The following is a 12,312-nucleotide window of genomic DNA, read 5'->3' as shown; positions in this document are numbered from 1 at the left end:
CTTACACTGTAAGGTAGATTATAAGGTAAACACTATTATGTCAAATCGAACAGAGAACCATAAAAAAACAAGAGTCAATTTGTCGAGAGATTTAATTATTCAAACCTCTTTACAGATGATAGAAACGAACGGTATAGAAGGTTTCAGTCTGCGTAAACTTGCTCAAATGCTCAATTGTGAAGCTATGAGTATTTATTATCACATGAAGAATAAAGAACAAATTCTTGATCAAATCGTAGATTTTTTGATTTCAAAAATTAATTTAAAAAAGCAAGTAGACGATCCAAAAGAACAATTGATGTATATAGCAAAACAATGGAGAAAATTATCTAATGAATATCCAAAATTTTTTCCTATCTTAGCTGTTCATCCATTGAATACAGATATTGGATATAACTTTATGAATAGTATTTTGCTTGTTTTCAAGAATGCCAATTTAGGTGTAAAAAATGCGAGTTATTTTTTAAGAATTTTAAATTATTACTTAATAGGTGTAGGAATTGATGAAGCTAAGGGATATCAGCTAGCAGGTAAAAATCTAAAATTAGACAAATATACTTTACTGGAAGATGCTAAATCTTATTGGACAATAGAAGATCAGGATCAAATTTTTGAGTTAGGTTTAAACATGCTTCTGACCAATATGCTACATAAAAATAATGAGTGATGTTTGCTAAATCGAAATAACAATCTATTAATTAATAAGTTAGGCATACAGTATCTAACTTATGTTTACCTAAGTTTAGTTCATCACCTAAAGGCTTTATGGTGTTAGTTAGCTAAATTCTATATAAACCATACATTTGGAAAGTGACTATTCATATTTTTACAGCTCTAGATATTTTTTTAAATAGAGCCCCGTTAAGGATTTTTCAAATGAGAGTAAGTCGCTAATTGTTCCAGAGAATACCAATTCACCGCCGTTATCTCCAGCCAATGGGCCAATATCGATCACCCAATCTGCTTGAGTCATGATATCTAAATTATGTTCAACAACAATGACGGTATTGCCTTTTTCAACTAAGTTATTTAATAACTCGATCAATCGTTCAGTATCAGAAGGATGTAAGCCTGTGCTTGGTTCATCTAATACAAAAACATTATCTGTTTCATTGAGCTGCTTTGTGAGTTTTAGTCTTTGACGCTCACCTCCAGAGAAAGTATTTAAGCGTTGGCCAATTGCAATATAGTCTAAACCCAAGCTCACTAGAGAATTAAATTGCTGCTGTAAATTGTAATCTTCAAAAAAATGACTAGCTTCACTGACAGTCATTTTCATAAGTTCAGCAATATTCTTATCTTTATAATAATATTTTAACACCTCTGGTTTATATCCCGAGCCATGGCATAAGTCACACGTCATTTCTACATCATCTAAAAATGCCAACTCAATTCTCTCGATACCTGATCCTTTGCATTGAGGGCAAGCCCCTTCACTATTAAAACTAAACAGCTTAACGCTAACTTTATTTGCTTTTGCAAATAGTTGACGAATCGGATCAAGAAGGTCTAGATAGGTAAGTAAATTTGACCGAATACTTGCAGTAATTGCAGATTGATCAATGACTTTCGTTTCAGGGTATTGTTGCGGTAATACTTTACTTATTAAAGTACTTTTTCCTGAACCTGCAACTCCTGTAACAACAGTGAAGCAATTTTTAGGGATAGCTACATCAATATTTTTCAAATTGAATAAATGGGCATTCTTAATCGAAATCCATTCATGACTGACACGTGGGATTTTCTTATAGGTATTGGGTCTTCTAAAAAATTGACCTGTTAAACCAGACGAGTTTTTTAATTCCGCAAATGTTCCTTGGTAAATAATCTGACCACCGTTTGCGCCAGAAAGTGGTCCCATATCAATAACATGATCAGCAGTTCTAATAAGATCAGGATCATGTTCAACAAGCAATACGCTATTTCCTTTATCTCTAATTTTTTGAATGATTTTAATAATATTATCTAAATCTTTTGGATGCAGCCCCACACTTGGCTCATCAAAAATATACAGTAAGTCGACTAAGCTATTCCCTAAATGTTTGACCATCTTGATTCGTTGAGACTCACCACCAGACAAGGTGTTGCTTACACGATTAAGATTTAAATAGCTGAGGCCGACCAAGTTTAAGTTCATTAATTTGTTAATGATCTCATATAAAACAGTTTCAAATTTCTCACTTTTTATCGACTCTATAAACGCTAAAAGCGCTGACACAGATAGGGCAGTACAATCAGCAATATTTTTACCATGAATTTTACAAGATAAAGATTTTTGATTAAGCCGTTGTCCATGGCATAAAGAACATGGTTTGGTGCTAATAATCTGCTCAAGTTTTTCTCGATAACGATTTCGTTCTTGTGCTTCACCTTTTAAAAAGTTACGTTCAAATCGGGTAATCAGTCCTTCATAAAGGGCCGTTTTTTTCCATTCACTTTTTGGATTTAAAGGTTTATGCTGGGGAGCGTTCAAAAACAAATCCCATTCTTTTTCACTATAATCTTTTAATTTTTTATCTAAATCGAAATAACCAGAATCAGCATATCTCGTCCAACGCCAAGCAGTGGGTTGATAGGTAGGGAAGTTGATAGCACCTTCTTCATTCAAGGATTTATTTAAATCTAATATTTTATAAATATCAATTATTTGCTCTAGACCTATGCCTTCGCATTGTGGGCACATACCATTGGGATGATTAAAAGAAAAAACATTTGAATAACCAACAAAAGGTTCACCCATACGTGAAAATAATAGGCGAAGATTTGCATAAATGTCTGTAATTGTTGCAACGGTTGATCGGATATTTCCTGTTAATGGTTTTTGGTTGATAATCACAGGAACATTGAGATTCTCGATTTTGTCAACATCCGCAACTCCAAAATGCTGCAGACGGTTGCGAACAAAGCTGTCTTGAGTTTCATTGATCTGTCTTTGCGCTTCAGCACCAATAGTTTCAAAAACTAATGATGATTTTCCTGAACCTGAGACTCCAGTAAAAACAACAATTTCATGTTTGGGAATCTTCAAAGAAAGATTTTTTAGATTATTTTGCCTAGCTCCGTAAATATTTATTGTTCTTTTAGTCATATGAGATCACTTGAAGTTAAGGATTTATAATAAAGATAAGACAAAATTTATAAAAAGGATGTATATGTTTATTAAATAAAAAGTTTAAATATTAAAAATTTTGATCTTTCCTCCACATTAATGATACACAAGTGTTCAATAAAGTTAATGTATCAACAAGCACATACGAAAAACAAAATGGGGCAAGAGTTTTGTATATGGAATAAGACTTGGAAGAAAGCTTATTTAACTTATGTTCACCTAAAATCTACTTTATAGGCTAAAAACCATATATATCATTTTAATTCAATTGCTTATAACAAAATATACCTTAAATTAAAAACCAAAGTTCATGAACTGTAGTATCTATTTAGGTGAGAGAAATTTTATACCATCAGTTTTTTAAAATATTAATACTATGATTTAACAATACTCAAAACGGATTGTAGTTAAACATTGATTCGACATAATTTATGATATTTTTGATCCATCGATAACGAGCTCAACACACTCTGCCACTTAGACTAAGATCATTAAAGGAGTTATGAGAATCTTCTCTTAACTCCCTTTTTTAAATTATCTTTTGATAACTAATGCTAACTTCCCAACATGTTTTCCTTGCTGTAACAATTCATGAGCTTGCCGCGCATTTTCAAGATCAAAGGATTGATAAAGTATCGGTTTGAGTTGTTCTTTTGAAATTAAAGGCCAAACTTTTTCCTGAAGGGCAGCCATAACTTCAGCTTTGGCTGTAGCAGATTGGGAACGTAACGTTGCGCCAGTATGAGTAAGACGTTTTGCCAACATTGGGAAAATATTGACTTTTTCTGCAAGCCCTTTTAGGACACCAACTTGTAAAATAGTGCCATTCATAGCTGCAACCTCATAGTTTTTCTGAATGTAATCGCCTGCAATAATATCTAAGACAAAATCTACACCTTGGCCATTGGTATGTTTTTTTATTTCTTCAACAAAATCCTGTTCTTTATAATTCATCGCAACATCAGCGCCAAGTTCTAGACTTGCTCGTTGGTGAGCAGTACTAGAAACTGTAGTAAAAATTTGTGTAGCACCAAAGGCTCGCGTCAGCATAGTTGCGGTAGTTCCAATGCCAGAAGTGCCACCATGAATTAGAATAGAACTGTTTTCTCTAAATTTTGCATGTTGAAATAGATGAGACCAAACTGTCATAAATGTTTCCAGCAGAATTCCACCCTCTATTAAGGTTAAACCCTCAGGAATAAACAAAACATTATCTTGATGTGCAATCACATATTCAGCATAACCACCGCCTTGTACCAAAGCACATACTTCATCACCAACTTTCAACTTACGTACAGATGAACCTACTGCTTTCACTACACCTGAGACCTCTAAACCAGGGATGTCTGTCACACCTGGAGGCGGAGCATATAAACCTTGTCGCTGCATTACATCTGGCCCGTTAATACCAGCAGCAACCACTTCAATTAAGACGCCATCATTACTTAGCTCAGGAATAGGACGTTCACTTACTGTAATAACTTCAGGACCGCCTGCACCATTAAATGTAATACATTTCATAAATGTCTTTTCCTTATCATTGTTGGAAATGGGATTTTGAATCGTCAATCTCGTTTTAAATAAAATTAATTTGAAGAAGGTCTCTTACCTAAAGTGATCGCTAATGCAAATGCTATAAATTTACCAAAAGGAGCATGGAGCAGACTTGGAAAGTTCCACCGGCCTTGATCAAATACACCTTTGGCATGACTCATCGAACGAAAGCCCTCAATTCCATGATAGGCTCCCATGCCACTTGGACCTACTCCACCAAATGGAAGATCATCTTGCGCAACATGGATAAGGGTATTGTTAATGCCTACATTCCCTGATGTAGTACGACTTAGTATTTTTTTGCAATCTGCATTTTTTTCACCAAAATAGTAAAGAGCTAAGGGTCTATCTCTCGTATTAATATAGTTAATCACTTCATCAACACTGCGATATGTACGAACAGGAAGAATTGGACCGAATATCTCTTCTCGCATAATGGCATCATCATCTTTTGCACCGATAACAAGAGTTGGGGTGAATGTACGTTGTCTATTAATTGCAGATTCAGGTCTAATACCTACTTCAACAATACGTGCACCATTTTTCTCAGCATCTTTAATCAGATTTTGCAAACGGTTGTAATGTCGTTCATTCACAATGGAAGTGTAATCTAAGGTATCAGGACCATTTGGATAGAATTTTTTAACTGTTTTATCATATTGATTAATAAATGATTCTAGATCATCTTCATGTACCAAGGCGTAATCTGGTGCAACACAAGTTTGCCCCGCATTAGACAATTTTCCATAAGTAATACTCGTCAAAGTTCTTGAATTGACATGACCTTTAGCGACAATCACAGGACTTTTCCCACCTAACTCAAGCGTAAGAGGGACAAGATTATCACTTGCAGCTTTCATCACTTTACGACCAACAGGTGTGCTACCTGTAAATAAAAGATGATCAAAGGGCAAGGCGCTGAATTCTGCACCAATTTCAGGCCCTCCAAGAACAACTGCAACCTCATCTAGTGGAAATATATCTGCCAACATTCGATAAATGACATCACTGGTACGAGGCGTTAATTCTGATGGTTTTAACATGACTCGATTCCCAGCAGCTAAAGCAGTCGCTAATGGAATCAATGTCAATGATATTGGGTAATTCCAAGGTGCCATAACACCAATGACACCTTTAGGTTGATATTCTACACGGGCAGTCGCAGAACGATAAAATAAACTGACATGGCGGTGTTCAGCTTTCATAAAACGACCTAAGTTTTTAGTCAGATAATCTATAGATTGAATGATACCCAGCAACTCCATCACATCCGTTTCATGATGTGAACGATGTCCAAAATCTTCACTTACGGCGGTCTGCAATTCAGTGCGGTTTGCAAGCAATGCAACACGTAATTTTTTTAAATTTGCTTTTCTTTGGGACAAAGTTGTTGGCTCTGATCGGAGAAAAGCTTGGCGTTGTTGATCCAAAATTTTATTCAAATTTTCAATTGGATGGGTCTTATTTAAAGCATTCATTTTTTCACCTCACGATATGAAGACAACGATTAATGCCTACATGAATGTGTAACTCGTTAAGATAACTATAAGATTAAAGTCAACTTTAATGTCAACTGAAATAAATCAAAAATTAAAAAATAATTTGTAGAGGTGTAGGAAATGTATAAGCAAACTTTGATAGGAAATACGGGGAATAAATAAATCTTTTTCTATTCAACAATCACTGACTAAAAAATCAATTTTTTAAACTTAAACTTTTGCAATCAAAACTGACTAAAAGCATTGAGCTTGAGGTGAGCTTTAATCTTAATATTGAATAACTATCTGAAGAGATAGTGCCGTATTTATCCAATTTACCAACATTGACGACAACATAAATTAGTAATCAAATTGTGCAATTTTTGCATCATTAGCTTTTTAAAAATCGTGCTGAGTTTTATTAAAACCTACCAGCAGGGCCGTTTTATGGGTTCAAGCGTGATGGTGTTGACCCATCTGAACCTATTTTTGGAATTGGTGGTGTCAAGGTATGATGAGTGGGGCCAAAGCACACTATGATGGGATTGTCGCATTCTCTCAGACTGATTTTACAGAAGATTTAAAAAAAGATCTCTGTTCCAGTATGAGTAATGCATGGTGATGATGACCAAATCGTACCTTATGAAAATGCTGGGGCTTTGTCTGCCAAACTCTTACAAAATGGAACTTTAAAAATTTATAAAGGTTTTTCAGATGGAATGCCCACTGTGAATGCAGATGTTATTAATCCTGATTTATTAGCATTTATTCGTGAATGGTGAGTATGAGTCATACCTTAAGCATGTTAAAAGATAGAGGCAAATAAAGCCTCTATCTTTTTAAATTAAAAGCACAAATTTTTTAATAAGCTATTAATTAATAAATATTTTGATAATTATATTAATTAATTCAAAAAAATCCATTGACATTAAAGTTGGCTTTAATCTTAAAGTATAACCATACCAAAACAGGACACCGAAATGAAAGTGTTTGATAAATTAGTTTTACCAAATGGCTCCCAAATTCAAAATCGAATTGCCAAAGCAGCCATGGAAGAAAACATGGCTGACTTAAACCATGCACCATCAGAAAAACTGATGCATTTATATCAAGCATGGGCGAATGGTGGAGTAGGGCTCATCATTACAGGAAATGTTATGGTTGATCGTCGTGCTATGACAGGACCAGGTGGTGTGGTTTTAGAAGATGATAAATTTATAGATACTTTTAAACGTTGGGCACAGATAGGGCGCTCACAAGGTGCGCAAGTCTGGTTGCAAATTAATCATCCCGGTCGCCAAATGCAATCAAATTTAGGACAGGAAACATGGGCACCCTCTGCTGTAGGACTAGATTTAGGGAAAATGTCTGATCGTTTTAGTATTCCGATTGAAATGACTCAAGACATGATCGATGAAGTCATCCAACGTTTTGCAAATACTGCACGTTTAGGTGAGCAAGCAGGATTCACTGGTGTTGAAATCCATGCTGCACATGGCTATCTATTGAGTCAATTCCTCTCACCTTTAAGCAATAAACGCCAAGACCAATGGGGTGGCTCATTGGAAAATCGCGCACGAATCCTAATTGAAATTGTCAAAGCAGTCCGTGCTGTGGTTTCACCAACATTTACAGTTGCAGTGAAACTTAACTCTGCTGATTTTCAACGTGGAGGTTTCAGTGCTGAGGAGGCACAACAAGTCGTTTGCATGCTTAATAAATTGGCTGTTGATTTGGTAGAGCTTTCAGGTGGTAGTTATGAGGCACCAGCGATGCAAGGTCAATCAAGAGATGATCGTACATTAGCCCGTGAAGCATACTTCTTAGAATTTGCCCAAGAGATTGGTAAAGTTGCAAATATGCCTGTCATGGTGACAGGCGGAATACGTCGTAAACAAGTCGCTGAAAAAGTAATTGAAAGTGGTGTAGATATGGTCGGTATTGCGACTGCATTGGCGATTGATCCAAACTTACCAAATAAATGGAGGCAAGGACAAAACGTAGCACCTGAATTAAAACCAATTACTTGGGACAATAAAACCTTAGCGTCACTTGCGAGTATGGCGACAGTTAAATTCCAACTACGGAGGTTAAGTCTGGGCAAAAAACCAACCCCTAAAGTCTCACCTTTATGGGCATTACTAATACAACAAGCAGCGATGGCACGTCGTACTCATCAATATAAAAAGCGAATGCGCGATTATGCATTTTCGTCTTAAATACCGAGGACAGATTTCATGATAAATACAAATGATTCCAATTGGATGATTTATGGTGCAAATGGCTATACGGGCGAGTTAATTGCCCGTGAAGCTGTCCGTTTAGGTCTTAAGCCAATTTTAGCAGGACGCACACAAGCCAAAGTACAACAACTTGCTCAAGAATTAGGCCTTGAATACAAAGCTTTTGGTCTAGATGACGTTACAGCTGTGAGCGAACAATTAAATGGTGTTAAGCTAATCATGCATTGTGCTGGCCCTTTTTCCGCAACCTCACATTCCATGATGAAAGCTTGTATTAAAGCAGGTTCTCACTATTTGGATATTACAGGTGAAATTGCTGTATTTGAATTAGCGCAATCACTAACGTCAGAGGCACAACAAGCAAATATAGTGTTGTGCCCAGGTGTAGGTTTCGATGTGATTCCAACAGATTGTGTTGCTGCTGCCTTGAAAGAAGCTTTACCCGATGCGACTCATCTAGCACTCGGTTTTGATTCAAAAACAGGACTTTCACCAGGCACAGCCAAAACCAGCACAGAAGGCATGGCAGATGGCGGAAAAATAAGGAAAAATGGCAAAATCACTACCGTAGCTTTAGCACATCACGTACGTCAAATAGATTTTGGTGATGGCAAGAAGAGCGCAATGAGTGTCCCTTGGGGGGATGTTTCAACAGCTTTTCATACCACTGGTATTCCTAATATCGAGATTTTTGTACCAGCACCAACGTCCATGATTTTTGGTGCAAAAATGTTGAACTGCATACGTCCTATATTCAAACTTAAATCAGTACAAAACTTGATGAAATCAATTATTGAAAAATCTGTGGTAGGGCCTGATGAAGAATTACGCGCTAAATTGCCGACTTATGTGTGGGGCGAAGCAAGAAATGAAAAAGGTGTAATAAAAACAGCACGAATACAAACTCAAAATGCTTATAGCTTAACCGTAAATGGCGCTTTAACAGTCGTTCGTTATTTACTTGAGCATGATGTTAAGGGGGCAGCATATACTCCAGCAAAGTTAATGGGCTACAGCCTAGTGACTCAGATCGAAGGTTCAAGTGATATTGTAATTTCTTAGACGTACTCGGGATAGGATCTATCATATTTCTTAAATGTTTGTGATCCTTCTTAATTTAAACCAATTCCAAATATTTTATTTAGAATTGGTTTTTTTATTACTTTAGTTTTTAAATGATGAAAATTTTATATTAAATATAGCTATTTAAATTTATCTTATCTCGCTATGATTAAAATACTAAAAATATTTTAATCATCTTGAAAGCTATTTATTAGTTGAAAAATAATAAATGAGTATCAATGGTAGATCAAACAAAAAAGTACCTCGCTAGGAAGTACTTTAATTTGAATATGAATTACTTTTTGTTGTTTTCATTACCTAAAGACTTCAATGGTATTGGCATATTTAAAGCCAACTGAGCATCTTTGACCACATCTAAACGTAATACTTTACCAGCACCGAGCTCATCAAGTAGGTTAGTTATAGGACCGCCATTTCGAACAAGTTGTACATTTCTCGGAAATAGCTGTTGTCCAAAGGCAAGTGTATTAGATTCTACAGATGTACTATGCCATTGGCCATCAACTAAATTAAACATCGTTTTAGTTTCGATATGAGATTGTGGTTTGACACGCTTAATCTTTGGTAACGGTGCAATTAAACTCAAATCTGGTTTACCATCAGTATTCAAAATCTGAGCTTCAACATTTTTATTACCAATCGTCATATCAATTGCTGTCAGCCATTTAGGGAGTTGATATCCATACACACCACGCACACGGGCAATTTCTGTATCTACAGGCAATGCTAAAACATGACCATAGTATTTATGGTTACGCATTGAACTTAACAATTCTGTAGTGTGAAACTTATGCGCACCAGGTTGACGAACAACTACAGCGACTGATACTTCATCGTAAGGATCGACATCGCCTACAGCATAAGAAAAGAACGTAAGAGAAACTAAGCCATAGCCAGGGAAAGGTTGTAATGGCTCAAGTGGAGCAGGAAGTTTTGCTTTTAACTTGGATACTGGAGCAAGCATCAACAGTTGTACATTACTGGTACGATAATAAAAATTTGGTGACCAAACTTTACCAACACGAGTCTCTACCATTTTTTTAGGGATAGTACGGAAATAATCGATATTTCCAGCAGCGGGGTCTTTAGCAACTTCATCCAAGTCTGGATTCATGCGGAAACGATCGTAATAACCACCTTTAGGTACATTTACTTTATATGGTCCAAATTCAACTACGGTGGTTTTTTGATCACTATTCTCAACATTGCTAGAGGTAGTATTGGGTGTTGTAGCATGAGCAGATAAACTCAAGAATATACCAATTGATGCAGTAGCAGTTGAGCGACGGAATTTAATTTGATTGAACATAATGGTGTTCCTCCTATTAACATTAATTAAATGCTAAGATTAAAGTAAGGTTTAAGGTCAAGCTTTTTATGATTTTTAATTGATTTTTTTTTGTTTATTACAGTTATTAAAATAAAAAAACCAGATTTACATAATCTGGTTTTTGATGACGAGTGTAAAATGGATTAATGCATGGTTTTTAAGCGTTGTATTACAGCCTCCGCAATTTCTTTACTTGATTGAGGGTTTTGTCCAGTAATGATTCGATCATCAGCAATCACATAAGAGGTGAACGGAACCAAAGAACGCTTATATTTAGCACCGCGTTCGATTAATTGGTTCTGAAGTAGAAAAGGGACTTGAGATTTCATCCCTGATAGAGTCTCTTCAATATTTGCAAAACCAGTTACTGTTCTCCCCGCAATTAGTGATTGACCCTTATGATCCTGTAATGGTAATAATCCGCCCACTCCATGACACACCGCAGATACTACACCCCCTTGCTGATAAATTGTCTCACTGATCTTCTTTAGTTCTTGGTTATTAGGAAAATCCCACATCGTGCCGTGACCACCTGTGTAATACACTGCTTTATAATTAGATGGCACAATTGCTTTTGGTTCGAGCGTTGTTTTGAGATGTTGCATAAATTCAGGATTAGCTAAATGAATTTTTGCTGCGTTATCTAAATAGATTACTTTTAAACTGCGCTCATCGAGCGGAACACTGCCACCCCGAGGACTTACAAAATCCATTTCATAACCAGCAGCACGTGCAACATCATAAAAATGGGTAAGTTCAGTCAACCATAAGCCTGTCGTATCTTTACGATTGGGATAGGCGAAGTGATTTGTCATCACCACTAAAATTTTTCCATTCGATGCTAAATGCTTAGTTGGTTCAGATGCATAAGCGAAAGTATTGGCTAAAATTAGTGTAATAAAGCCAATGATCCAGTTTTGAAGAGTCCAAGATTTAAACATGACAGGTTCCTCATAAATTACCTGTCTCCAATGCTATGTTTAAAGTTCGGTTTAAGGTCAATAGTTTTTATGATTTAGCGACAAATGGAATACTTAGGCTTGATCATTAACGTAATAAAGATTCAGCAAACGTTGCGCATTTTCCTCACAAGTTATTTCATCAGGTTTGTTATTAATTGCATTAATCATAGTACGCAGATTATTTTTACTCATTGCTAATTTTTGCTCTAAATCTTCAATATCTTTAATTTTGCTTTCCAGTAAGCCAATCAAAATATCGTGATTCCATGTTGTCACGTTAGATGGCAAAAATGATTTTATTTCTGCTAAAGAAAAACCAACTTGCTGAGCTTGTTGAATTAAATAAAGTTGTTTAAGGTCATTTTCGCTATATTCTCTATAGCCATTTGCTTTGCGTTTTGCCTTTGGAAGCAGCTTAATCTGCTCATAGTAGCGAATCGTCGGTGTGCTTAACCCACTTTGTTTTGATAGCTTGCTTATATTCATTTCACTTAATTTCACTTGACATTAAAGCCAACTTTAGACTTATAGTGTGTTAAAAGCAAGATCAATA

At 35.8% G+C, this 12,312-nt stretch carries 9 protein-coding genes and 1 pseudogene; 4 read left to right on the top strand and 6 right to left on the bottom strand.

What is annotated here, in order from left to right; all coding sequences use genetic code 11:
• The first annotated feature begins 37 nt into the window (after positions 1-37).
• Positions 38-667, top strand: coding sequence for a TetR/AcrR family transcriptional regulator (locus AC4CUY_RS10025; protein ID WP_490774051.1), 630 nt, complete (start codon positions 38-40; stop codon positions 665-667).
• A 159-nt stretch (positions 668-826) separates the two neighbouring features.
• Here AC4CUY_RS10025 and AC4CUY_RS10020 read toward each other — a convergent pair whose 3' ends face one another.
• The 3 genes from AC4CUY_RS10020 to AC4CUY_RS10010 all read right to left on the bottom strand — a co-directional run bounded on the left by AC4CUY_RS10020 (position 827) and on the right by AC4CUY_RS10010 (position 6,141).
• Positions 827-3,088, bottom strand: a complete 2,262-nt coding sequence (locus AC4CUY_RS10020) for an ATP-binding cassette domain-containing protein (RefSeq protein WP_490774050.1) — start codon at positions 3,086-3,088, stop codon at positions 827-829.
• A 555-nt stretch (positions 3,089-3,643) separates the two neighbouring features.
• Positions 3,644-4,630 carry an NAD(P)H-quinone oxidoreductase gene (locus tag AC4CUY_RS10015; protein ID WP_490774049.1) on the bottom strand — a complete coding sequence of 329 codons (987 nt, stop codon included), beginning with the start codon at positions 4,628-4,630 and terminating at the stop codon, positions 3,644-3,646.
• Positions 4,631-4,695: 65 nt separating this feature from the next.
• Positions 4,696-6,141: a coniferyl aldehyde dehydrogenase gene (locus tag AC4CUY_RS10010; RefSeq protein ID WP_490774048.1), complete on the bottom strand. Its 1,446-nt coding sequence runs from the start codon at positions 6,139-6,141 to the stop codon at positions 4,696-4,698.
• 404 nt (positions 6,142-6,545) lie between these two features.
• Here AC4CUY_RS10010 and AC4CUY_RS10005 point away from each other — a divergent pair.
• The 3 genes and pseudogenes from AC4CUY_RS10005 to AC4CUY_RS09995 all read left to right on the top strand — a co-directional run.
• Positions 6,546-6,923, top strand: a pseudogene (locus AC4CUY_RS10005) (alpha/beta fold hydrolase); the annotation flags it as partial.
• 198 nt (positions 6,924-7,121) lie between these two features.
• Positions 7,122-8,360 carry an NADH:flavin oxidoreductase/NADH oxidase family protein gene (locus tag AC4CUY_RS10000; protein ID WP_336951114.1) on the top strand — a complete coding sequence of 413 codons (1,239 nt, stop codon included), beginning with the start codon at positions 7,122-7,124 and terminating at the stop codon, positions 8,358-8,360.
• 18 nt (positions 8,361-8,378) lie between these two features.
• The gene (locus AC4CUY_RS09995) at positions 8,379-9,446 is read left to right on the top strand and encodes a saccharopine dehydrogenase family protein (RefSeq protein ID WP_419359669.1); all 1,068 of its coding nucleotides are present in this window, start codon (positions 8,379-8,381) and stop codon (positions 9,444-9,446) included.
• 295 nt (positions 9,447-9,741) lie between these two features.
• Here AC4CUY_RS09995 and AC4CUY_RS09990 read toward each other — a convergent pair whose 3' ends face one another.
• The 3 genes from AC4CUY_RS09990 to AC4CUY_RS09980 form a co-directional block, all read right to left on the bottom strand.
• On the bottom strand, positions 9,742-10,776 hold the full coding sequence (locus AC4CUY_RS09990) for an acetoacetate decarboxylase family protein (protein ID WP_336951116.1): 1,035 nt from the start codon (positions 10,774-10,776) through the stop codon (positions 9,742-9,744).
• Positions 10,777-10,940: 164 nt separating this feature from the next.
• Complete coding sequence (locus tag AC4CUY_RS09985) at positions 10,941-11,738, bottom strand: type 1 glutamine amidotransferase domain-containing protein (protein ID WP_336951117.1); 798 nt, start codon at positions 11,736-11,738, stop codon at positions 10,941-10,943.
• Between the two features lie 93 nt (positions 11,739-11,831).
• On the bottom strand, positions 11,832-12,245 hold the full coding sequence (locus AC4CUY_RS09980; protein WP_419328923.1) for a MerR family transcriptional regulator: 414 nt from the start codon (positions 12,243-12,245) through the stop codon (positions 11,832-11,834).
• Positions 12,246-12,312: the final 67 nt, after the last annotated feature.

Source organism: Acinetobacter sp. 778_lipA (assembly GCF_058242985.1).
Note: the sequence above shows the minus strand (reverse complement) of the source record. Positions and strands in the feature narration are given on the sequence as shown.